Source organism: Halomonas sp. JS92-SW72 (genome assembly GCF_003547075.1).
Lineage (GTDB): Bacteria > Pseudomonadota > Gammaproteobacteria > Pseudomonadales > Halomonadaceae > Halomonas > Halomonas alkalicola.
The window spans coordinates 1,915,694-1,937,194 of sequence record NZ_CP032147.1 but is presented as its reverse complement, the minus strand read 5'-3'; the positions used below and the strand labels follow the sequence as shown (position 1 = coordinate 1,937,194).

The 21,501-nt window shown below is 69.2% G+C and carries 18 protein-coding genes; 12 read left to right on the top strand and 6 right to left on the bottom strand.

Annotated elements, in window-relative coordinates:
- Window positions 1-88: 88 nt before the first annotated feature.
- On the top strand, window positions 89-823 hold the full coding sequence (locus D1793_RS09020; RefSeq protein WP_119021871.1) for an SDR family oxidoreductase: 735 nt from the start codon (window positions 89-91) through the stop codon (window positions 821-823).
- Here D1793_RS09020 and D1793_RS09015 read toward each other — a convergent pair.
- The 3 genes from D1793_RS09015 to D1793_RS09005 all read right to left on the bottom strand — a co-directional run bounded on the left by D1793_RS09015 (window position 783) and on the right by D1793_RS09005 (window position 3,732).
- Window positions 783-2,141: a nicotinate phosphoribosyltransferase gene (locus tag D1793_RS09015; RefSeq protein WP_119021870.1), complete on the bottom strand. Its 1,359-nt coding sequence runs from the start codon at window positions 2,139-2,141 to the stop codon at window positions 783-785. The two genes, D1793_RS09020 and D1793_RS09015, sit on opposite strands and share 41 nt — an antisense overlap.
- Window positions 2,138-2,719 (bottom strand): isochorismatase family protein, encoded by a 582-nt coding sequence (locus tag D1793_RS09010; protein ID WP_205527650.1) that lies wholly within the window; start codon window positions 2,717-2,719, stop codon window positions 2,138-2,140. Before D1793_RS09010 ends, D1793_RS09015 begins: the two co-directional genes overlap by 4 nt.
- Window positions 2,720-2,787: 68 nt before the next feature.
- On the bottom strand, window positions 2,788-3,732 hold the full coding sequence (locus D1793_RS09005; RefSeq protein ID WP_119021869.1) for a glyoxylate/hydroxypyruvate reductase A: 945 nt from the start codon (window positions 3,730-3,732) through the stop codon (window positions 2,788-2,790).
- Window positions 3,733-3,988: 256 nt separating this feature from the next.
- Between D1793_RS09005 and doeA the strand changes: the two genes are divergently transcribed.
- From doeA to D1793_RS08955, 10 genes are all read left to right on the top strand, one after another.
- Window positions 3,989-5,188, top strand: coding sequence for an ectoine hydrolase DoeA (gene doeA / locus D1793_RS09000; protein ID WP_119021868.1), 1,200 nt, complete (start codon window positions 3,989-3,991; stop codon window positions 5,186-5,188).
- Window positions 5,189-5,388: 200 nt separating this feature from the next.
- Window positions 5,389-6,402 (top strand): N(2)-acetyl-L-2,4-diaminobutanoate deacetylase DoeB, encoded by a 1,014-nt coding sequence (gene doeB / locus D1793_RS08995; RefSeq protein ID WP_119021867.1) that lies wholly within the window; start codon window positions 5,389-5,391, stop codon window positions 6,400-6,402.
- Between the two features lie 16 nt (window positions 6,403-6,418).
- The gene (locus D1793_RS08990) at window positions 6,419-6,895 is read left to right on the top strand and encodes an Lrp/AsnC family transcriptional regulator (RefSeq protein ID WP_119021866.1); all 477 of its coding nucleotides are present in this window, start codon (window positions 6,419-6,421) and stop codon (window positions 6,893-6,895) included.
- A 200-nt stretch (window positions 6,896-7,095) separates the two neighbouring features.
- The gene (locus D1793_RS08985) at window positions 7,096-7,965 is read left to right on the top strand and encodes a carbon-nitrogen hydrolase family protein (RefSeq protein WP_119021865.1); all 870 of its coding nucleotides are present in this window, start codon (window positions 7,096-7,098) and stop codon (window positions 7,963-7,965) included.
- 146 nt (window positions 7,966-8,111) lie between these two features.
- Window positions 8,112-9,584 (top strand): biotin carboxylase, encoded by a 1,473-nt coding sequence (locus tag D1793_RS08980; protein WP_119021864.1) that lies wholly within the window; start codon window positions 8,112-8,114, stop codon window positions 9,582-9,584.
- 41 nt (window positions 9,585-9,625) lie between these two features.
- Window positions 9,626-10,627 carry a C45 family peptidase gene (locus tag D1793_RS08975; protein WP_119021863.1) on the top strand — a complete coding sequence of 334 codons (1,002 nt, stop codon included), beginning with the start codon at window positions 9,626-9,628 and terminating at the stop codon, window positions 10,625-10,627.
- A 40-nt stretch (window positions 10,628-10,667) separates the two neighbouring features.
- A complete protein-coding gene (locus D1793_RS08970) occupies window positions 10,668-13,445 on the top strand; it encodes an aminotransferase class I/II-fold pyridoxal phosphate-dependent enzyme (RefSeq protein ID WP_119021862.1) in 2,778 nt (925 codons plus the stop codon).
- A gap of 206 nt (window positions 13,446-13,651) precedes the next feature.
- Complete coding sequence (locus D1793_RS08965; RefSeq protein ID WP_205527649.1) at window positions 13,652-15,151, top strand: NAD-dependent succinate-semialdehyde dehydrogenase; 1,500 nt, start codon at window positions 13,652-13,654, stop codon at window positions 15,149-15,151.
- Between the two features lie 72 nt (window positions 15,152-15,223).
- A complete protein-coding gene (locus D1793_RS08960) occupies window positions 15,224-16,642 on the top strand; it encodes an aminotransferase (RefSeq protein ID WP_119021861.1) in 1,419 nt (472 codons plus the stop codon).
- A 173-nt stretch (window positions 16,643-16,815) separates the two neighbouring features.
- Window positions 16,816-17,502: a haloacid dehalogenase type II gene (locus tag D1793_RS08955; RefSeq protein ID WP_119021860.1), complete on the top strand. Its 687-nt coding sequence runs from the start codon at window positions 16,816-16,818 to the stop codon at window positions 17,500-17,502.
- A gap of 3 nt (window positions 17,503-17,505) precedes the next feature.
- Here D1793_RS08955 and D1793_RS08950 read toward each other — a convergent pair whose 3' ends face one another.
- From D1793_RS08950 to D1793_RS08940, 3 genes are read right to left on the bottom strand one after another with little or no spacing between them, the layout of a single operon-like run.
- A complete protein-coding gene (locus tag D1793_RS08950; RefSeq protein WP_162899940.1) occupies window positions 17,506-17,895 on the bottom strand; it encodes a sigma factor in 390 nt (129 codons plus the stop codon).
- Window positions 17,892-18,530, bottom strand: a complete 639-nt coding sequence (locus D1793_RS08945) for a TIGR04282 family arsenosugar biosynthesis glycosyltransferase (protein WP_119021858.1) — start codon at window positions 18,528-18,530, stop codon at window positions 17,892-17,894. The genes D1793_RS08950 and D1793_RS08945 overlap by 4 nt, the downstream gene beginning before the upstream one ends.
- On the bottom strand, window positions 18,520-19,209 hold the full coding sequence (locus tag D1793_RS08940; RefSeq protein ID WP_119021857.1) for a TIGR04283 family arsenosugar biosynthesis glycosyltransferase: 690 nt from the start codon (window positions 19,207-19,209) through the stop codon (window positions 18,520-18,522). Before D1793_RS08940 ends, D1793_RS08945 begins: the two co-directional genes overlap by 11 nt.
- 118 nt (window positions 19,210-19,327) lie before the next feature.
- Here D1793_RS08940 and D1793_RS08935 point away from each other — a divergent pair, with 118 nt between their 5' ends.
- Complete coding sequence (locus D1793_RS08935; RefSeq protein WP_119021856.1) at window positions 19,328-21,499, top strand: bifunctional TVP38/TMEM64 family protein/FAD-dependent oxidoreductase; 2,172 nt, start codon at window positions 19,328-19,330, stop codon at window positions 21,497-21,499.
- Window positions 21,500-21,501 lie beyond the last annotated feature (2 nt).

Below are 21,501 nucleotides of genomic sequence, written 5' to 3'. Positions count from 1 at the left end.
GGGTTCCGGCATGCGGGGTTCTTGCATATTCAGGCCTTGGCTTTATCTTGGCGGGTCACGAGCCACCGCACAATCGGGAGAAGAGCGCATGTCGGAGATCAAGGGCAAGGTCATCATCATCACCGGGGCGAGCAGCGGGCTGGGCGAGGCCACCGCCCGGCGGCTGGCCCGCGAGGGCGCGCGCCTGGTGCTCGGCGCCCGCCGCGAGTCGCGCCTGGCCGCGCTGGTCGACGCGATCACCGCGGAGGGGGGCGAGGCGATCTATCGGGTCACCGATGTCACCCGGCGCGACCAGGTCGAGGCGCTGGCCGCCGCCGCCCTGGCGACCTACGGGCGCATTGACGTGCTGGTCAACAACGCCGGCGTGATGCCGATCTCGCCCCTCAACCGCCTCAAGGTGGAGGAGTGGGAGCGGATGATCGACGTCAACATCAAGGGGGTGCTCTACGGTATCGCCGCCGTGCTGCCCACCATGCGCGACCAGCGTGCCGGCCACGTGATCAACGTCTCCTCGGTGGCCGGCCAGGTGGTGTCGCCGGCGGCGGCGGTCTACAGCGCCACCAAGTTCGCGGTACGGGCGATCTCCGAGGGGCTGCGCCAGGAGTCGCGCGAGATCCGCTCGACCAATATCTCGCCGGGGGCGGTGACCAGCGAGCTGACCGAGTCGATCAGCGACCCGCGCACCGCCCAGGGGGTGGGCGAGCTCTATGAGCTGGCCATCGAGCCCGACGCCATCGCCCGGGCCATTGCCTTCGCCATCGCCCAGCCCGCCGACGTGGACGTCAACGAACTGACCATCCGGCCGACCCGGCAGCCGCTGTGAGCCCCGGGCTTAGCGTCACCGGGTAGTCGCTTTCGCCCGGGGCGAGCTCGAGGAGGGGGGCGGGCAGCGCCGTGAGGGCTTCCCGCACCCGCTCCCGGGCGCCCTCGGCCAGTGCCATCTCCTCGGCGACCACCCGGCCATCCACCACCAGCGGGCGCAGCAGCGGTTCGCCGTCGATGCCTGCTTCGTCGCGCAGGGCGATGATGTCGCCGGCGTAGCGGCCGTCGGCGCCCAGGCGGCGATAGAGCTGCTTGCCCCCGGGCAGGTTGATCTTGCCGGGGGAGTGCTTCACCCGCGGGGTGCCGGCGTACGCCACCAGCTTGTAGGAGAGGTCGATCACCGGGGCGTCGGCGGAGACCCCCATCTCGGTGCCCACCCCGAAGATATCGATGGGCGCGCCGGCGTCGAGCAGCGCGGCGATCTGCCCCTCGTCCAGGCCACTGCTGGCCACGATCTTCACCTCGCCATGGCCCGCCGCGTCGAGCAGCGCCCGGGCGCCCCTGGCCAGCTCGCCGAGGTCGCCGGAGTCGAGGCGGATCGCCTTCACCGCGAGCCCGGGCTCCTCGCGCAGCAGCGCGATGACCCGGCGCACCCCCTCGAGGGTGTCGTGGGTGTCCACCAGCAGGGTGGTGCCGGGATAGCGGCGGGCGAAGGCGCGAAAGGCCACGCGCTCGTCGTCGTGGGCCAGGATATAGCTGTGGGCCATGGTGCCGCGCAGCGCCATGCCGTGACGCAGCCCGCCCAGCACGTTGCTGGTCCCCTCGAGCCCCGCCGTGCGGTAGGCGCGCACGCCGCGCACCGCGGCGTCGATGCCGTGCATGCGGCGCAGGCCGAAGTCCACCACCGGCCGGCCCCGGGCCGCGATCACCAGGCGGACCGCCTTGGAGGCGAGCACCGTCTCCAGCTGCACCAGGTTCATGAGCAGGCTCTCGAGCAGCTGGGCCTCGGCGATGGGGGCCTCCACCTCCAGCAGGGGCTCGTTGCCGAACACCGGGGTCCCCTCGGGCAGCGCCCGGATGTCGCCGCGAAAGCGCCACCGGCCGAGCCAGTCGAGGAAGTCCGCGTCGAACAGCCCGGTGGCGGCCAGGCGGGCCAGCTGTGACTCACCGAAGCGCAGGCGGGTGGCCAGCTCGGCCGCATGTTGCTGGCCGCAGGCGAGCATGAAGCGGCGAGTCGCCGGCAGCCTGCGAAAGAAGAGGCTGAAGGTGGCGCGGGCCTCCATCCCTTCGGCCCAGTAGGCCTGCAGCATGGTGAGCTGGTAGAGGTCGGTGAGCAGGGCCAGGTCGTCGTCGGCGACCGCATAGGGCACCGGTGTCATGGCACCCGCTCCGCCACCACCTCCACCCCGGCATCGCGCAGCGCCCCCAGGGTCTCCTCGGCAGCCTCGGGTACCACCGCGGCGCACAGCGGACCGAGCAGCCGGGTGGTGAAGCCCTCGCGGCGGGCGTCCAGTGCGGTGGCCCGGACGCAGACGTCCAGCGCCAGGCCGCAGACGAACACGCGCTCGATGCCGCGGCTGCGCAGGTAGCCGGCGAGGCCGGTGCCGTCGAAGGCGGAGTAGGCGTCCGCGTCGAAGGCGGTGGCCTTGCTGACGCGGATGGTGGCGGCGTCCAGCGCCAGATCGGGGTGGAAGGCTGCACCGTCGGTGTCCTGCACGCAGTGTACCGGCCAGGGGCCGCCGCGATGGGCGAAGCTCGCGTGGTCGACGGGGTGCCAGTCACGGCTGGCCACCACCAGGGCGCCCGCGGCCCGGGCGGCGGTGATCTCGGCGTTGATGCCCGGCACCAGGGCGGCACCGCCGGCCACGGCCAGGGCGCCCCCCTCGCAGAAGTCGTTCTGCAGGTCCACGACGAGCAGCGCGTCGCCGGGGCCGTACTCCATGCTCATGCTCATCATCTGCCCTCCCGGGATGGTGGCACCTCTCACCTCAGGGTAGGGCCTTCACCGCCCTTCGTGTAGCGGTGTCAGTAGCCGGCCGCGGGGTCCACCGTCGCCTGGGGCGTGCCGGCCTCGAAGGCGCGCAGCGCCTCGGCCACCTGGTCCAGCGCCGCGCCCAGCGGCGTGGGGCCGGCCATGTGCGGGGTGACCCAGATCCGCGGGTGGGTCCAGAGCGGGCTCGCCTCGGGCAGCGGCTCCTCGGGGAAGGCGTCGAGCAGGGCGCCGCGCAGCCGCCCCACGCTTGCGGGGTCGTCGCTCGGCCCCAGGGCGGCGAGCAGCGCGGCCTCGTCGATCAGGGTGCCGCGCCCGGGGTTGATCAGGCTGGCCCCCTCGGGCAGCCGGGCAAGGGCGCGAGCGTCGATGATATGGCGCGTCGCGGGGGTGTCCGGCAGCAGCAGCACCAGGGTGTTGACCCGGCCGAGCAGCTCGTCGAGACCGGCATCGCCGTGGTGGCAGGTGATGCCCGCCAGGCGCCTGGGCGAGCGGCTCCAGCCGTGCACCGGGAAGCCGTCGGCGACCACCATGGCGGCCACCTTCGCGCCGATGGCGCCGAGCCCCAGCACCCCCACCGGCCAGTCGGCCTTGTCCACCACCGCGTGCTCGCCCCACGCCCGGGCGTGCTGCTGGCGGCGGTAGCGGTCGAAGTCGCGCTGGAAGTGGAGGATCCCGTAGCGTACGTAGTCGCCGATCAGCTCCGCCATGCCGGCGTCGCGCAGCTTGACGATCGGGACCCCCTCGGGAAGCCCGGGGTTGTTGAGCAGGGCGTCCACCCCGGCCCCCAGGTTGACGATGCCCCTGAGGGCCTCGGGCTCGCGCAGCAGTGCCTCCGGCGGCTTCCACACCGCCAGGTAGTCGGCCTGGCGGCGCTGCGCCGGCGGCGCCGCGCTGGTGATCACCTCGGCCTCGGGCAACCGCTCGGCCAGGGCATCTCGCCACTGCTCGGCATCGTCGATATGCACCAGTACCTTCATGGTCTCTCCTTGCACAGGGGTTGCGTTCATCATGGAAGCCGGCGACGTTGTGAACAAGGGTGACACGCGAAGCGGAAATGCTTGACCGCCTACCGTGGGTTGGCAGTAACCTCCACCCCGAGGGGTCAACCCCACTGCCTCGTGCCACCGACCGGTTCGCGACCCGTCCAGGCATCCGTCGGTGATCGTGACCCTGGCCGGCCTTCTCCTCATCGAGAGGGCCGATTTTCTTGATGTTGCTTTGGCGAGTGGCCTAATGACCCAGGTAAACCTGCCCTTCACCCGCGAGGAGTACGCCAGCCGGCTATGGAAGGTGCGTGCCGAGATGGCCAGCCGCGGCATCGACGTGCTGATCATCAGCGACCCCTCCAACATGGCCTGGCTCACCGGCTATGACGGTTGGTCGTTCTATGTGCACCAGTGCGTGCTGCTGGGGCTGGAGGGCGAGCCGGTCTGGTACGGCCGGCGCATGGACGCCAACGGGGCGCTGCGCACCTGCTGGATCGATCCGGATAACATCACCTACTACCCGGACTACTACGTCCAGAACCCCGACATGCACCCCATGGACTACCTGGCCCAGTCGATCATGCCCGATCGCGGCTGGCACCAGGGGGTGGTCGGCATGGAGATGGACAACTATTACTTCTCCGCCAAGGCCTACCAGAGCCTGCTGCGGGAGCTGCCCCACGCCCGCTTCATGGACGCCAACTCCCTGGTCAACTGGTGCCGTGCCATCAAGTCGCCCCAGGAGATCGAGTACATGCGCGTAGCGGCCAAGATCGTCGAGGGCATGCATTCGCGCATCCTCGAGGTGATCGAGCCCGGCCTGCCCAAGAGCAAGCTGGTCTCGGAGATCTACCGGGTCGGCATCGAGGGGTGGCGCGACGAGCAGGGCCGGGTCTTCGGCGGTGACTATCCGGCCATCGTGCCCATGCTGCCCACCGGCAAGGATGCCGCCGCCCCCCACCTGACCTGGGACGACACGCCGTTTCGCAAGGGGGAGGGCACCTTCTTCGAGATCGCCGGGGTCTACAAGCGCTACCACGCGCCCATGTCGCGCACGGTGTTCCTGGGCCGCCCGCCGACGGAGTTCGTGCGTGCCGAGTCGGCGCTGCTCGAGGGGATCGAGAACGGCCTGGCGGTGGCCAAGCCCGGCAACCGCACCGCGGACATCGCCATGGCGCTGGGCGCGGCCATGGACAAGTACGGCTTCGACCGCGGCGGCGCCCGCTGCGGCTACCCCATCGGCATCAGCTATCCCCCGGACTGGGGCGAGCGCACCATGAGCCTGCGCCCCTCGGACGAGACCATCCTGCAGCCGGGCATGACCTTCCACTTCATGCCGGGCCTGTGGGAGGACGAGTGGGGCCTGGAGATCACCGAGAGCATCCTGATCACCGAGACCGGCTGCGAGACCCTGGCCGACTTCCCGCGCCAGCTGTTCGTGCGCTGACCTCAATACACCACCCAAGGAGGGGCGCCGGGGGCAAGCCGAAGAGGAGGTCTTTTGCCAGGGAAGGCAAAAGTAGCTTACAGGGAGGTATTCACAGCGCCTCCTCGCAGGCTTGTCGCCGGAACAGCCCCGTGTCGGGCCGCCATTCGCCTCGAGAATGGAGTCTCGAAAGCCCCGTACAAGAACATGGAGACCAGCCAATGACCAAGCGTCCCAGCCCGATCAGCGCCACCGTCGATTTCGACGCCGACGGCGTCCAGCACGGCTTCCTCAAGCTGCCCATCTCGGTGGATGACTCCGCCTGGGGGGCGGTGATGATCCCGGTCACCGTCGTGAAGAGCGGCGAGGGCCCCACGGCCCTGCTCACCGGCGGCAACCACGGCGACGAGTACGAGGGCATCACCTCGCTGCTCAAGCTGTCGAGCCAGCTCAAGGCCGAGGAGGTCACCGGCCGGGTGATCATCGTCCCCTGCATGAACACCCCGGCGGTGATGGCCGGCAAGCGCACCTCCGGGCTCGACGGCGGCAACCTCAACCGCAGCTTCCCCGGCGACCCCGACGGCAGCGTGACCGAGAAGATCGCCGACTACTTCACCCGGGTGATGGTGCCGATGTGCGACGTGGTGCTCGACCTGCACTCCGGCGGGCGCACCCTGGACATCATCCCCTTCGGCGCCTCCCACGTGCTCGACGACCCCGAGCAGCAGCGCCAGGCGCTGGAGGGCGCCAAGGCGTTCGGCGCCCCCTACGCCATGATGATGTTCGAGCTCGACGCCGCGGCCCTCTTCGACACCGCGGTGGAGAGCCAGGGCAAGATCTTCGTGGCCACCGAGCTCGGCGGCGGCGGCACCTCCACCCCGGAGAGCATGGCGATCACCGAGCGCGGCGTGCGCAACTTCCTGATCCACTACGGCCTGCTGGAAGGCGAGGTGGAGATGCCCGCCGAGCCCCAGGTCTACCTCGACATGCCCGATGCCAGCTGCTACGTGCAGAGCGAGCACTCCGGCGTGCTGGAGCTCTGCTTCGCCCTGGGCGAGCGGGTCGAGAAGGGCGAGGTGGTGGCCCGGGTCTATGACATGACCAGAAGCGGCACTGCCCCGGTGGAGTACCGCGCCGGGCGCAGCGGGGTGCTGGCGGCACGCCGCCACCCGGCACTGGTCAACATGGGCGACACCATCGCGGTGATCGCCGATGTCGTCGACTCGCTGGGTTGAGGGTGCCGGAATCACGATGAAACTGGACCGCTACGACCTGAAGATCCTCGAGATCCTCTCTCGGGATGGCCGCATCACCAAGTCCAAGCTGGCCGAGGCGATCAACCTCTCGGTCAGCCCCTGCTGGGAGCGGGTGCGCCGGCTGGAGAAGGCCGGCATCATTGAGGGCTACAGTGCCCGCATCAATGGCGCCGCCCTGGTCAAGCGCACCCCGGTGTGGGTGCAGATCGAGCTCAAGGCCCACAACGCCGAGAGCTTCGCCCGCTTCGAGGCGCTGGTGCAGGCCACCCCCGAGGTCACCGAGTGCGTGGCGGTGGGGGGGGGCGTCGACTATCTGATCAAGGTCGAGGCCGACTCCATCGACGCCTACCAGCGCCTGATCGATGCCTGGCTGACCGGCGAGGCCGGCATCGAGCGCTACTTCACCTACATCGTCACCAAGACGGTCAAGCGCCCCGAACCGGGCTTCTCCCGCGACGACTTCTCCCCCTGACCCCCGTCTCCCCCGCTGGCAGGCCCGCCCTGCGCGAGCCCAGCGTTGATTCTCCGGTGAAGCCTGTGGCATATGCTTGTGTAAGTGTGTGAGCATGGGCTTACCCACGCCGGGCGGTCCTTCCGGCACGCTTTCCAGGTGCCGGTCATGGCTGACTCCGCCCCGGAAGAGACGAGATCGCCTGACGCAGAGAGACTGCCATGTCCTACTTCACGATTGCCGGTGTGCAGATGCATGCCCTGCATCACGGCGACAACACCGAAGCCATGCGCCACCGGGTCGACGTGCTGATGAGCCGCTTCCCCCAGGTCCAGATGGTCCTGTTCAGCGAGCTGATGCCCATGGGGGCCTCGCCCCACCACGCCCAGCCGATGCCCAGCCATGCCGAGCAGTTCTTCTGCCAGCTGGCCGAGCAGCACCGCATCTGGCTGATCCCGGGCTCCATGTTCGAGAAGACTGAGCACGGGATCTTCAACACCCTCTCGGTGATCAACCCCCACGGCCAGGTCGTGGCCCGCTACCGCAAGATGTTCCCCTTCCTGCCCTATGAGGCGGGGGTGGAGAGCGGCAGCGAGTTCGTGGTCTTCGACGTGCCCCATGTGGCGCGCTTCGGGGTCTCGATCTGCTACGACATGTGGTTCCCCGAGACCACCCGGACCCTGGCCGCCATGGGCGCCGAGGTGATCCTGCACCCGACCATGACCGATACCATCGATCGTGACATCGAGCTCTCCATCGCGCGCACCAACGCCGCGGTCAACCAGTGCTACTTCTTCGACATCAACGGCGCCGGCGCCATCGGCAACGGGCGCTCCATCGTGGTGGGCCCCTCCGGCGACGTCATCCACCAGGCCGGCACCGGCGAGGAGGTGATGCCCATCGAGGTGGACCTCAACCGGGTGCGCCGCGAGCGCGAGACCGGCCTGCGCGGCCTCGGCCAGCCCCTCAAGAGCTTCCGGGACCGCCGCGTCGACTTCACGCTCTACCGCAGCGAGACCGGCTCCTCCCCCTTCCTCGATACCCTGGGCCCGCTGCAGAAGCCGCTGCGCGCCGACGTCGAGGAGTACTGATCCGCTGCCCCCTGTCCCGCAAGGAGACCATCATGCTGGAGTCCCTCAAGCGCGCCCTGTGCCGACTGCTCGGCCGCCGGGACTCCCCCTCGCCCGCCGCGAGAGCGGCTGACGCCCCCTCATCCGCCATCGTTGGAGCGACAACAATGAACAAGATCACCAGCATTGCCGATGTCCGCCGCCACTTTCGCAACAACAAGGAGCCGATCTACTTCATCTCGGCCACCAACTTCAACCTGCTCGGCATCGGCGACTGGGTGGGCAACTTCCGCCATATCAACTACATCGACTGCTTCGACGGCCAGCAGCGCAACGTCTTCGTGCCGAAGGAGAAGTTTCCCCGCGACTTCGAGAGCATCGAGGACATCAACAACTACCTGCTGGAGCACAAGGAGGTGATCGACTTCATCCAGTCGAGGGCCGACGGTGAGCATGCCGGCACCGCTGCCTTCCTGATGTTCGACGAGCACACCGAGGAGGTGTGCCAGCAGCTGGGGCTCAAGGTCGCCTTCCCGCCGGCGGCGCTGCGAAGCCGCATGGACAACAAGATCGAGACGGTGCGCATCGGCAACAAGGCCGGCGTGCCCAGCGTGCCCAACGTGCTGGCCCGGGTGGGCAGCTATCAGGAGCTCTGCGAGGTGAGCCGGGAGCTCGGCTCCGACCTGGTGGTGCAGACCGCCTTCGGCGATTCCGGCCACACCACCTTCTTCATCGCCAGCGAGGACGACTACTACAAGCACGCCGAGGAGATCGAGGCCGAGGCCGAGGTCAAGATCATGAAGCGGATCAACTGCCGCGGCTCGGCCATCGAGGCCTGTGCCACCCGCTGCGGCACCGTGGTGGGGCCGCTGATGACCGAGCTCGTCGGCTTCAAGACCCTGACCCCCTACAAGGGGGGCTGGTGCGGCAACGAGATGTTCGCCGGCGCCTTCACCCAGGAGATTCGCGACAAGGCGCGGGAGTACACCTTCAAGTTCGGCGAGGCGCTGCGCGAGGAGGGCTACCGCGGCTACTTCGAGCTCGACTTCCTGATCGACATGGACAGCGGCGAGGTCTATCTGGGCGAGCTCAACCCACGGGTCACCGGGGCCAGCTCGCTGACCAACGTGGCGGCCTTCGCCCACTCCGACATCCCGCTGTTCCTCTTCCACCTGCTGGAGTTCTCCGACGTCGAGTTCGACCTCGACATCAACGAGATCAACGAGCGCTGGTCCCACCCGGACAGCGTCGACAGCTGGAGCCAGCTGGTGATCAAGCACACCGACGAGAGCGTCGACCTGCTGACCGCTGCGCCGCGCACCGGGGTGTGGAAGATGGCCGGGGACGGCAGCATCGCCTACGACCACTACAGCTATCACCCCCATGCCGCCGAGAACGAGCAGGAGGGCTTCTTCCTGCGCATCAGCGGCGCCGGCGACTTCCGCTACGAGGGGGCGGACCTCGGCATCCTGATCACCCGCGGCCGGCTGATGGACGACGACTTCCAGCTCAACGAGCGGGCGAAGGCCTGGATCGACGGCATCCGCGGCCAGTACGCCGGCCAGTCGCTGCAGGATCCCGTGGTGGAGCAGGTCGCCGTCAGCCACTCCGTGGGCGGCGGCAACTTCAAGATCCTGTGAAGGGGGAGGGGGCCGGCCCGCGAGGGTCGGCGTCCGCAACGATGGACGACAAGACGCTGGTCTTTCGCACCCTGCACGAGGCGGCGCCGGGCCCCAAGTGGCGCTCGCTCTTCGATGCGCACTGGTCCGCCTACGAGGCCTGGTACCTGGCGGAGGGCGAGCGCGAGCGACCGGGGTACCTGGCCTGCCTCAACGCCCTGCGCCGCCACATGCCGGAGCTGCTCGATACCTACCGCACGCTGTGCGACCTGGCCGGCGGCGGCGACCTGGCCTCGCGCTTCCTGAGCCTCTACCAGCCGCCGCCCTACATCACCGGCTGCTCCCAGGCGGTGCTGGCCCGCCCCGGCGCCACCCTGCTGGCCCGCAACTACGACTACCCGCCGGAGCTCTGCGAGGGGTCGATCCTCTATACCCGCTGGAACGGTCGCGGCGTGATCGCCATGAGCGACTGCCTGTGGGGCGTGCTCGACGGCATGAACGACCGCGGGCTCGCCGTGTCGCTGGCCTTCGGCGGGCGCAAGGCGGTGGGCGAGGGGTTCGGGGCGCCGGTGATCCTGCGCTACCTGCTGGAGTTCTGCGACAGCGTGCCCGAGGCCGCCGAGGTGCTGGCACGGGTGCCCACCCACATGGCCTACAACATCACCGTGGCCGACGCCGCCGGGCGCTATGTCACGGCGATGATCGGCCCCGACCGCCGGGCCAGCATCCGCCGGGTGCCGGTGGCCACCAACCACCAGAAGCGCATCGAGTGGTACGCCCATGCGCTGGCCTCGGAGACGCTGATCCGCGAGCGGCAGCTCTCCATCCTGGTGGATGACGAGGCCACCAGCGAGGCGCGCCTGGAGGCGGCCTTCTCGGCGCCGCCGCTGTTCCGCCACGACTATCGCCGCGGGCTGGGCACCATCTATTCGGCCTTCTACCGCCCCGGGGAGGGACGGGTGCGCTATCGCTGGCCCGGCCTCGACCTGGACCTCGGCTTCGATCACTTCCCCGAGGAGGCGATCACCGTGCGCTACGGCGTGAGGGAGAGGTTCGGCAGCTGATCGATATCGACAACGACAATCACCAGAGAAGGGTGTCGCCATGCAAGAGAGCAGCCAAACAGAAACGCCCTACACCGCGCTGGGCTTCTACCACAAGATCTCTCAGCTGCGTGCCGATACCTGGAACGCGCTCAAGCGCGACCTCGGCCAGCTCAATCGGCTGGCCGACGAGGCGCAGGTGCGCAACCTGGTCAAGGCGATCGACGTCAAGCTGACCCGCCTCGAGATCATCGAGGACTACCACGCCTTCCCCTCCAAGGAGGATTTTCGCCACCTCTGGTCGCTGTTCGATCGCGAGGAGTACCTGCTGCTGGAGAAGGTGGTCAAGCGCCTGGTGCGGGCGCTGATCAGCGAGTCCTACCGGCGCCGCCACGTGGATCTCTCGGAGACCGACGCCGACGCCGAGGACCTGGAGACCCTGGATGCCCTGGCCCAGCTGCGCCGCGGGCATCCGGCCTCCAACAGCGCGGCCCAGCCCTACTTCGAGCTGCTGATCGTCGACAACCTCTCGTCCCAGGAGGAGGAGGTGGTGCGCGAGGCGTTCCGCAACATGCGCCGCCCCGAGGATCGCTTCGTCTACGACGTGGTGACGGTGCGCAGCTTCGAGGACGCGCTGATCGCGGTGCTGGTCAACCCCAACATCCAGGCCTGCCTGATCCGCTACGAGTTTCCCTACAAGTCGAAGTACAACCTGAGCGCGCTGCGCAACTACCTCGAGGGGCTCTCCGAGCAGGCCCTGGAGCACCAGTCCGAGGCGGAGCGCAGCATCCTGCTCAGCGGCATGATCCATGAGCTGCGCCCGGAGATCGACCAGTTCCTGGTTACCAGCGGCGACGTGGAGGCCACGGCGAGCCGCGACATCCGCCACTTCAACCGCATCTTCTATCGCGAGACGGACTACATCGAGCAGCACCACACCATCCTGCGCGCCATCGACAACCGCTACCGCACCCCCTTCTTCGATGCCCTGCGCGAGTACAGCCGGAAGCCCACCGGGGTCTTCCACGCCATGCCCATCTCGCGGGGCAAATCGGTGACCCGCTCGCACTGGGCGGGGCACATGATCGACTTCTACGGCATCAACATCTTCCTCGCCGAGACCTCGGCCACCTCCGGCGGGCTCGACTCCCTGCTGCAGCCCTACGGCCCCATCAAGAAGGCCCAGGAGTACGCCGCCCGCGCCTTTGGCGCCCGGCAGAGCTTCTTCGTCACCAACGGCACCTCCACCGCCAACAAGATCGTGGTGCAGGCGCTGGTCAAGCCGCGGGACATCGTGCTGATCGACCGCGACTGCCACAAGTCGCACCACTACGGGATGGTGCTGGCCGGGGCCCACGTCAGCTACCTGGACTCCTATCCGCTCAACGACTACTCCATGTACGGCGCCGTGCCGCTCAAGGAGATCAAGAAGACCCTGCTGGCCTACAAGCGCGCCGGCGAGCTCCACCGGGTCAAGATGCTGCTGCTGACCAACTGCACCTTCGACGGCGTGGTCTACAACGTGCGCCGGGTGATGGAGGAGTGCCTGGCGATCAAGCCGGACCTGGTCTTCCTCTGGGACGAGGCGTGGTTCGCCTTCGCCGGCTTCAACCCCACCTACCGGCCGCGCACTGCCATGCATGCCGCCCGCACCCTGCGCGACCGCTACCGCAGCGAGGCCTACCGCGAGGAGTACGCGGCCTGGAAGGCCGAGTTCGAGGCGTTCGACCCGGACGACGATGCCACCTGGCTGGAGCGGCGGCTGCTGCCCGACCCCGACCTCGTGCGTATCCGCACCTATGCCACCCACTCCACCCACAAGACCCTGACCTCGCTGCGTCAGGGCTCGATGATCCACGTCTGGGACCAGGACTATCGCCAGAAGGTCGAGGCGCCGTTCCACGAGGCCTACATGACCCACACCTCGACCTCGCCCAACTACCAGATCATCGCCTCTCTGGACGTGGGCCGGATGCAGGCCGAGATGGAGGGCTTCGAGCTGGTGCACGCCCAGGTGGAGGCGGCGCTCTCGCTGCGCGAGCAGCTTTATACCCATCCGCTGCTGCAGAAGTACTTCCGGGTGCTGGTCAACAAGGACATGGTGCCGCTGGAGTACCGGCAGTCCGGGGTCGACACCTTCTACGACCCGGTGACCGGCTGGAACAAGATGGAGGAGGCCTGGGCCAACGACGAGTTCGTGGTCGACCCCAGCCGCATCACCATCGCCATCGGCGCCACCGGCATCGACGGCGATACCTTCAAGAACGAGTACCTGATGAACAAGTACGGCATCCAGATCAACAAGACCTCTCGCAACACCGTGCTGTTCATGACCAATATCGGCACCACCCGGGGCTCCATCGCCTACCTGCTCGACGTGCTGATCAAGCTGGCCAAGGAGTTCGAGGCCCGCTGGGAGGAGAGCAGCCGCCCGGAGCGTCGGATCATCGAGAACCGGGTGCGCTCGCTGACCGAGGAGCTGCCGCCGCTGCCCGACTTCAGCCGCTTCCATGACGCCTTCCGCCAGTGCGGCGAGACGCCCCAGGGCGATATCCGCCGCGCCTATTTCCTGGCCTATGACGAGGAGAACACCGAATACCTGCGCTTCGACAACGGCGAGCTGCAGGCCGAGATGCGCGCTGGCCGCGACGCGGTCTCGGCGAGCTTCGTGATCCCCTATCCGCCGGGCTTCCCGGTGCTGGTGCCGGGTCAGGTGGTCAGCGAGGAGATCCTCCACTTCCTGCAGGCCCTGGACGTCACCGAGATCCATGGCTATCGCCCGGAGCTCGGCCTTTTGGTGTTCACCGAGGCGGCGCTGGCCAACCCCGAGGCTGGCTGACCGGTCGCGCAGAAAATCCTCCTGTCGGGCGGCGGCGGACAAAAAAAAGCACATCTTCCCCGCCGCCCAACGAAAAGTCCCCGCCGCCCATCTCCCTTACCATGATCCTACCGAGCCGCCCCGAGGAGTTTCTTCCGGCGGCTCGATCGTTTCATCGACGCCGGCCTCCAATGCCAACTCGGCCGGCGCGTCAGGGGAGGTGCCGCATGAATATGAAGCTGTCCAGGACGCTGTCCACCATGCTCGACGATCCGCGTCTGTTTCGTCAGCACGCCTACGTCAACGGTCAGTGGACCCACGGCGAGGGCGGCCGCGAGGAGGCCGTCTTCGACCCGGCCACCGGCGAGGCCCTGGGGTACATTCCCTGGCTCGAGGCGCATCAGATCCGCGCCGCGGTGGACGCCGCCGAGGCCGCCTTCGTGCACTGGCGGGCGCTGCGCGCCGACGAGCGCTGCGAGCGCCTGCTCGCCTGGTACGACCTGCTCCTCGCCAACCGCGAGGACCTGGCCACCATCATGACCATGGAGCAGGGCAAGCCGCTGCCGGACGCCCGTGGCGAGGTGGAGTATGGCGCCAGCTTCGTGCGCTGGTTCGCCGAGGAGGGCAAGCGCACCTTCGGCGAGACCATTCCCAGCCATATCCCCAACGCCGCCCTGGGCACGCTCAAGGAGCCGGTGGGTATCGCCGCCCTGATCACGCCCTGGAACTTCCCGCTGGCGATGATCACCCGCAAGGCCGCCGCGGCGCTCGCCGCCGGCTGCCCGGTGATCGTCAAGCCGGCCGGCGAGACGCCCTTCTCGGCGCTGGCCCTGGCGGAGCTGGCCGAGCGCGCCGGCATTCCCGCGGGCATCTTCAACGTGGTGCTGGGCGAGCCCGCCGAGGTGTCGCAGCTGCTCTGCGCCGAGCCGCGCGTCAGGGCGCTCTCCTTCACCGGTTCCACCCGGGTCGGCCGCCTGCTGCTGGAGCAGAGTGCCAACACCGTCAAGCGGGTCTCCCTGGAGCTGGGGGGTGACGCCCCCTTCATCGTCGGCCCGGACATGGACCCGAAGGAGGCCGCCTTCGCCGCCGTGGCCGCCAAGTTCCAGACCTCGGGGCAGGACTGCCTGGCCGCGGATCGCATCCTGGTCCACGAGTCGATCCATGACGACTTCGTCGCGCACTTCGCCGAGCGCATGGCCGCGCTCACCGTGGGCAACGGCCTGGAGAGCGAGGTCGACCTGGGGCCGCTGATCCACCGCCAGGCGGTGGAGAAGGCCGCCGGCATCGTCGACGATGCCCTTTCCAAGGGGGCCACCCTGGTGGCCGGTGACCAGAGCGCCGCGCCCGGCGAGAACTTCTTCATGCCGGTGCTGCTGACCGGGCTGACCCGCGACATGCGCCTGTGGCAGGAGGAGAGCTTCGCTCCCATTGCCGGCGTCATGGCCTATGCCGATGATGACGAGGCCATTGCCCTGGCCAACGACACCCAGTACGGTCTCGCCGCCTACGTCTATACCCACGATATCCGCCGTATCTGGAAGTTCCTGCGGGCCCTGGAGTTCGGCATGGTGTCGGTCAACTCGGTGAAGATGACCGGCCCCCCCGTGCCCTTCGGCGGGGTCAAGCAGTCCGGCCTCGGCCGCGAGGGCGGCAGCACCGGCATCGACGAGTATCTCGAGACCAAGTACTACTGCCTCGGTGCCTTGGGGTCGGTCTCCGGAAGCTGAGCCTTTAGATTAATTTGATGACCATCCTCCCCGGCGGGACGCCGGGGAGCCTGACATGAGAAGAGAGACGCCATGAGCCAGCAGCACCAGGACCTGATCGATCGCGACCGCAAGGTGACCTTCCACGCCTCCACCCACCTGCGTGATTTCGCCCACGGCGATGCGCCGGGCCGCGTGATCACCGGCGGCAAGGGCATCCATATCCGCGACAAGGATGGCCGCGAGTTCATCGATGCCTTCGCCGGCCTCTACTGCGTCAACATCGGCTACGGCCGCACCGAGGTGGCCGAGGCGATCTACCAGCAGGCCCTGGAGCTCTCCTACTACCACACCTACGTGGGCCACTCCAACGAGCCCCAGATCGCCCTCTCCGAGAAGATCATCGCGCTCGCCGGCCCCGGCATGTCCAAGGTCTACTATGGCCTCGGCGGCTCGGACGCCAACGAGACCCAGCTCAAGATCGTGCGCTACTACAACAACGTGCTGGGTCGCCCGCTGAAGAAGAAGGTGATCTCGCGCATGCGCGGCTACCACGGCTCGGGCCTGGCCACCGGCTCGCTGACCGGCCTCAAGGCGTTCCACGACCAGTTCGATCTGCCCTTCGAGGGCATCCTGCACACCGAGGCACCCTACTACTACCACCGCGCCGCCGAGCAGCAGGGCATGACCGAGCGGGAATTCTCCGCCTACTGCGCGCAGAAGCTCGAGGCGATGATCCTGGCCGAGGGCCCCGAGACCGTGGCCGCCTTCATCGGCGAGCCGGTGCTCGGCACCGGCGGCATCGTGCCGCCGCCCGAGGGCTACTGGGAAGCGATCCAGGCGGTGCTGGCCAAGTACGACGTGCTGCTGATCGCCGACGAGGTGGTGTGCGGCTTCGGGCGCATCGGCGCCGACTTCGGCAGCCACTTCTACGGCATCAAGCCCGACCTGATCACCGTCGCCAAGGGCCTGACCAGCGCCTACCAGCCGCTCTCCGGCGTCATCGTCGGCGACCGCGTCTGGCAGGTCCTCGAGCAGGGCACCGGCCAGTACGGCCCCATCGGCCACGGCTGGACCTACTCCGGCCACGCCCTGGGTTGTGCCGCCGCCCTGGCCAACCTGGCGATCATCGAGCGCGAGGACCTGACCGGGAACGCCCGTGATACCGGCGCCTACCTGCAGCAGGCCATGGCCACCGCCTTCGGCGACCACCCGATCGTCGGCAACGTGCGCGGCGTGGGCATGCTGGCCGCGCTGGAATTCTCCGTGGACCCCGAGCAGCGCAAGCACTTCGACCCGGCCCTCAAGGTGGGCCCGCGCATCGCCGCCGCGGCCCTGGAGGAGAACCTGATCGCCCGCGCCATGCCCCAGGGCGATATCCTGGGCTTCGCGCCGCCGCTGGTCACCACCCGCGACGAGGTTGACGAGATCGTCACCCGCGCCCGCCGCGCGGTGGACAAGGTCACCGACGAGCTGGTGCGCGAGGGCGCCGTCCAGGCCGTCCGCGCCTGACAGCAAGCGGCAGCTGCCAATCACGGACGCTGACAGGAAGAGCGCCGCGGGGGAGACCCCGCGGCGCTTTCATGTTCATGGGAGAGGTGTTCGGGGGCAGGTCCTGCGGGGCTTGAGCCTCGGGGTCATGAGCCCCATGCTCAGTGTTCGATATCCAAGCGAGGAGCGCGACGATGGCAACGGTACTGGCCTTCGATGTCTACGGTACCCTGATCGACACCCATGGGGTGATCACCGAACTGGAGGAGCGCCTCGGCGCCACGGGCAGGGGGGAGCTCGCGGCCGAGTTCTCGCGCCGCTGGCGCGACAAGCAGCTGGAGTACAGCTTCCGCCGCGGCCTGATGGGGGCCTATGTGCCTTTCGGTCAGTGCACCCGGGAGGCGCTGGAGTTTACCGACCGCGCCCTGCAGACCCGCCTGGCCGACGTCGACAAGGAGCACCTGATGGCCGTCTACGCCCGACTGCCGGCCTTTGCCGAGGCGGCCAGCGCCCTTGAGCGCCTGACCCGGGCGGGGGTGCGCTGCGTGGCCTTCTCCAACGGCACCCGGGAGGCGGTGGAGGGGCTGCTCGAGCAGGCCGGCCTGAGTCGGCACTTCGATGAGGTGGTCAGCGTCGACGAGGTCAGGCGCTTCAAGCCGGATCCGGCGGTCTACGCACACCTGCGCCAGCGGCTCGAGGTGGCGGCGGGGGATGATACCTGGCTGATCTCAAGCAACCCCTTCGATGTGATCGGCGCCCGCTACGCCGGCCTGCATGCCGCCTGGGTGCGGCGCAGCCCGGAGGCGCCCTTCGATCCCTGGGGCGTCGAGCCGGACATGACCGTCGCCGACCTCGACGCCCTGGCCGAGCGGCTTGGCTGAGGCCTACTCCGAACGGCCCGGTCCAGCCTGGCGGGAGGCGTCATCGCCGCTGGCGTTGGCCAGCCGGCTCTCCAAACCTGCGCCCACCCGGTGCAGCAGGGCGAACTGCCGGTCGATGGCATCGTCGTCGCTTTCGTCATCCAGGGGCTGCAGGCGCCCCTGACGCTTCTGGTGACGCATCGTATCGAGGATCTTGTACTTGAGGATGCCGAAGACCCAGGTCTCGTAGCCCGAGCGTCCGGCGAAGCTGGCATCCTTCTCGATGGCGGCCATTATCGCCTCCTGCACCGCATCCTCGGCTAGGGCGTTGTCTCTCAGGTGCAGTCGTGCGAAGGAGAGCAGCCTAGGCCTGACCGCCGTCAGCCGCTCCATGCGGTGTGGAGGGCTGGTCATGGCGCTGCCACCAGCGTGGGGTAGGTGGCCGAGAGCCGGGCCAGGTCCTCCGGACGGTCGACGTCCCAGACGCTGGCGGGGCAGGCCAGCCGCCAGCCCAGCGCCGCGATGCGCTTGCGGGTCTCGGCCATCACGCGCTCGGTGCCCCAGGCGATGCCGTAGAAGAGGTGCGGGTCGGGATGACGCGCGCCGAGCAGCGCGTAGCCGCCATCCTCGGCGGGCAGGCAGACGACGTCGTGGCTTTCCAGTGTGCGGGCACAGCGGCGCAGCAGGTCGGGGGTGAGCACCGGACAGTCGCTGCCGATGACCACGGCCGGGCCGCCGGCCTCCCGCAGGGCGTGATGCATTCGCTCCCCCAGGTCGCCATCGGGCTGGGGGCGCAGGGCGATGCCATGGCGCTCGGCCAGCTCGAGAAACAGCGGATGGGCGTGATCCAGCGCCGTCCACAGGGTGATGCGGTGCGCCGGGGTGGCGGCCAGGGCCGTCGCCAGGGTATGGCGCAGCAGCCGCGCGTGGAGCCGGGCGGCCCCCTCGGGGCCCAGCGCCGGGATCAGGCGGGTCTTGGCGCGCCCCGGGATCGGCGCCTTGGCGAGTATCGCCAGCCCCACGTCACCGGGTCGCCGCTCAGCGCACATGGCGATACTCCTTTGCCAGCTTTTCCGGCGATTCGCCGCGCCAGTAGCGAAAGCGCAGCCGCCACATCAGCAGGATCGTCGCCCAGGCGCCGTTCTGCTCCCAGCGGCGCCCGCTGCTCGTCACCTTCTCGCGTTGGCAGGCGGGGGGCGAGAGGCGCTTCAGGCGGCGCGACATCTCGATGTCCTCCATCAGCGGCTGGTCGGGGAAACCACCGACGGTTTCGAAGGCCTCCCGGGTCATGAACAGCGCCTGGTCGCCGGTGGCGATGCCGGTCAGCCGCGAGCGCAGGCTCATGGCGGTGGCGATGACCGGCAGCAGGGGGTGACGCCCCTCGAGGCGGATAGCGAAGCGCCCCCAGCGGTGGCCGCCGGCCAGCGCCGCCGCAATCAGCCGATCGGCGCTTTCGGGCAGGCGGGTATCGGCGTGCAGGAAGAGCAGCGCCTCGCCGCCGGCCGCGGCCGCGCCGGCGTTCATCTGCCGGGCGCGGCCGCGGGGGGCCTCGACCACCCGGCTGCAGAGCGGAGCGGCCAGGGCGGCGGTCCGATCGCGACTGCCGCCGTCCACCACGATCACTTCCACGCCGCGGGCGCGCAGCGGCTCAAGCGAGGCGAGGGTGGCCTCGATGGTGGTGGCCTCGTCGAGCACCGGGATGATGAGGCTGAGCGTGGGGGCGGGCATCGGGCACTCTCTCGGGCAGCAGTTCGGACGACCCGCCGGCCACGGCTTGCTGCAAGGAAGCCGGGACCGCGGCGACCCAAGGGGCTAGCATACCCTTTCGGATGACCGAGGAGTCCAGATGAGATCACGACGCCTGTTGCTGTTGCTGCTGGTGGCTGCCGCCGTGGCGGCCTTCTTCCTCTCCGGAGCCGGCGACTATCTGGCCCTCGAGGTCCTGCAGGCCGAGCAGGCCCGCTTCCAGGCCTGGCTGGCGCGGGAGCCGGTCACCGTGATCGGCGGCTTCTTCCTGCTCTATGTGGCGATGGCCGCGCTCTCCCTGCCGGGCGCGACCCTGATGACGGTGCTGAGCGGCGCCCTGTTCGGGCTGGGTGGGGGGCTTATGATCGTCTCCTTCGCCAGCGCCCTGGGGGCCACCCTGGCGGCGCTGATCGCGCGCACCCTGCTGCGCGGCCCCCTGGAGCGCCGCTACGCCGGGGTGCTCGAGCGCGTCAATGCCGGCATTCGCCGGGAGGGGGCGCTCTACCTCTTCACGCTGCGCCTGATTCCGCTCTTCCCCTTCTTCGTGATTAACCTGGTGATGGGCCTGACGCGGATGCGGCTGACCACCTTCTACTGGGTCAGCCAGGTGGGCATGCTGCCGGGCACGGCGGTGTTCGTGAACGCCGGCCGCGAGCTCGGGGAGCTGCAGGCCCTGGGCGATATCCTCTCGCCCTCGCTGCTGGTCTCCTTTGCGCTGATCGGGCTCTTCCCCTGGCTGGCGAAGTGGCTGGTGGCCCTGGTCAAGCGCCGGGCCCTGGCCAGGCGCTACGCCAGGCCGGCACGCTTCGACCGCGATATCGTGGTGATCGGTGCCGGCGCCGCGGGGCTGGTGGCGAGCTACATCGCCGCGGCCGTGGGCGCCCGGGTGACCCTGGTGGAGCGCGAGAAGATGGGGGGCGACTGCCTCAACACCGGCTGCGTTCCCTCCAAGGCGCTGATCCGCGCCGCGCGCTCGGCCCGGGAGGTGCGACGGGCGGGCCGGTATGGCGTCCAGGTCGGCGAGCCCTGCGTGGACTTCGCCGCCGTGATGGGCCATGTGCACGGCGCCATCGAGGCCATCGCCCCCCACGACAGCGTCGAGCGCTACACCGGCCTGGGGGTGGAGGTGCTAAAGGGGGAGGCGAGGCTGGCGAGCCCCTGGGAGGTGAGCGTGGCGACGCCGGAAGGGCCGCGCACCCTGACCACCCGCCATGTGATCATCGCCAGCGGCGCACGGCCCCGGGTGCCCGAGCTGCCGGGCATCGACGCCATCGAGGTGCTGACCTCGGACACGCTGTGGCGGCTCGAGGCGTTGCCCGAGCGGCTGGTGGTGCTGGGCGGCGGGCCGATCGGCTGCGAGCTGGGCCAGAGCTTCGCCCTGCTGGGCAGCCGGGTCACCCTGGTGGAGTCGGCGGGCCAGCTGCTGCCCCGGGAAGATGCCGAGGTCGCCGAGGCGCTGCTGAGCGCCATGGGCGAGGATGGCGTCAGGGTCCTGCTGGGCCAGCGGGCGCTGGAGGTGGTGACCGATGCGACGGGCCCGGCACTCGAGGTGGCGAACGGGGAGGGGCAGCGTGAACGCCTGCCCTTTACCCATCTGCTGGTGGCCGTGGGGCGTGAGGCCGACGTCAGCGGCATGGGCCTCGAGGCGCTGGGCGTCGAGACCCGCGCCAACGGCACCCTGGACGTGGACGAGACGTTACGCAGCATGCTGCCCAACGTCTGGGCCTGCGGCGACGTGGCGGGGCCCTATCAGCTCACCCACGCCGGGGCCCACCAGGCCTGGCACGCCACGGTCAACGCCCTGTTCGGCGAGGTCCGGCGCTTTCGGGTCAGCTACCGAGCGCTGCCGGCGGTGACCTTCACCACCCCGGAGGTGGCACGGGTCGGGCTCAACGAGCGCGAGGCCCACGAGCGGGGCGTGGCTTACGAGGTCACGCGCTACGACCTGGCGGAGCTCGACCGCGCCCTGGCCGAGGGTGACAGCCGGGGCTTCGTCAAGGTGCTCACGACCCCCGGGCGCGATCGCATCCTCGGGGCCACCGTCGTCGGCGAGGGGGCCGGCGAGATGCTCGCTACCTTCACCCTGGCGATGACCCGGGGGATCGGACTCAACCGCCTGCTGTCCACCATTCATCCCTACCCCACCCGCAGCGAGGCGGTGAAGGCGACCGCCGGGGTGTGGAAGAATGCCCACAAGCCCGAACGGCTGCTGGGCTGGCTGGCGCGCTACTTCGCCTGGCGGCGCGGTGGCGAGAGGCGCGAGAAAGGATGAGG

Coding starts and splice junctions, on each gene's coding strand:
- D1793_RS09020 (WP_119021871.1), top strand. CDS start 89: ATGTCGGAGATCAAGGGCAAGGTCATCATCATCACCGGGGCGAGCAGC.
- D1793_RS09015 (WP_119021870.1), bottom strand. CDS start 2,141: ATGACACCGGTGCCCTATGCGGTCGCCGACGACGACCTGGCCCTGCTC.
- D1793_RS09010 (WP_205527650.1), bottom strand. CDS start 2,719: ATGATGAGCATGAGCATGGAGTACGGCCCCGGCGACGCGCTGCTCGTC.
- D1793_RS09005 (WP_119021869.1), bottom strand. CDS start 3,732: ATGAAGGTACTGGTGCATATCGACGATGCCGAGCAGTGGCGAGATGCC.
- doeA (WP_119021868.1), top strand. CDS start 3,989: ATGACCCAGGTAAACCTGCCCTTCACCCGCGAGGAGTACGCCAGCCGG.
- doeB (WP_119021867.1), top strand. CDS start 5,389: ATGACCAAGCGTCCCAGCCCGATCAGCGCCACCGTCGATTTCGACGCC.
- D1793_RS08990 (WP_119021866.1), top strand. CDS start 6,419: ATGAAACTGGACCGCTACGACCTGAAGATCCTCGAGATCCTCTCTCGG.
- D1793_RS08985 (WP_119021865.1), top strand. CDS start 7,096: ATGTCCTACTTCACGATTGCCGGTGTGCAGATGCATGCCCTGCATCAC.
- D1793_RS08980 (WP_119021864.1), top strand. CDS start 8,112: ATGAACAAGATCACCAGCATTGCCGATGTCCGCCGCCACTTTCGCAAC.
- D1793_RS08975 (WP_119021863.1), top strand. CDS start 9,626: ATGGACGACAAGACGCTGGTCTTTCGCACCCTGCACGAGGCGGCGCCG.
- D1793_RS08970 (WP_119021862.1), top strand. CDS start 10,668: ATGCAAGAGAGCAGCCAAACAGAAACGCCCTACACCGCGCTGGGCTTC.
- D1793_RS08965 (WP_205527649.1), top strand. CDS start 13,652: ATGAATATGAAGCTGTCCAGGACGCTGTCCACCATGCTCGACGATCCG.
- D1793_RS08960 (WP_119021861.1), top strand. CDS start 15,224: ATGAGCCAGCAGCACCAGGACCTGATCGATCGCGACCGCAAGGTGACC.
- D1793_RS08955 (WP_119021860.1), top strand. CDS start 16,816: ATGGCAACGGTACTGGCCTTCGATGTCTACGGTACCCTGATCGACACC.
- D1793_RS08950 (WP_162899940.1), bottom strand. CDS start 17,895: ATGACCAGCCCTCCACACCGCATGGAGCGGCTGACGGCGGTCAGGCCT.
- D1793_RS08945 (WP_119021858.1), bottom strand. CDS start 18,530: ATGTGCGCTGAGCGGCGACCCGGTGACGTGGGGCTGGCGATACTCGCC.
- D1793_RS08940 (WP_119021857.1), bottom strand. CDS start 19,209: ATGCCCGCCCCCACGCTCAGCCTCATCATCCCGGTGCTCGACGAGGCC.
- D1793_RS08935 (WP_119021856.1), top strand. CDS start 19,328: ATGAGATCACGACGCCTGTTGCTGTTGCTGCTGGTGGCTGCCGCCGTG.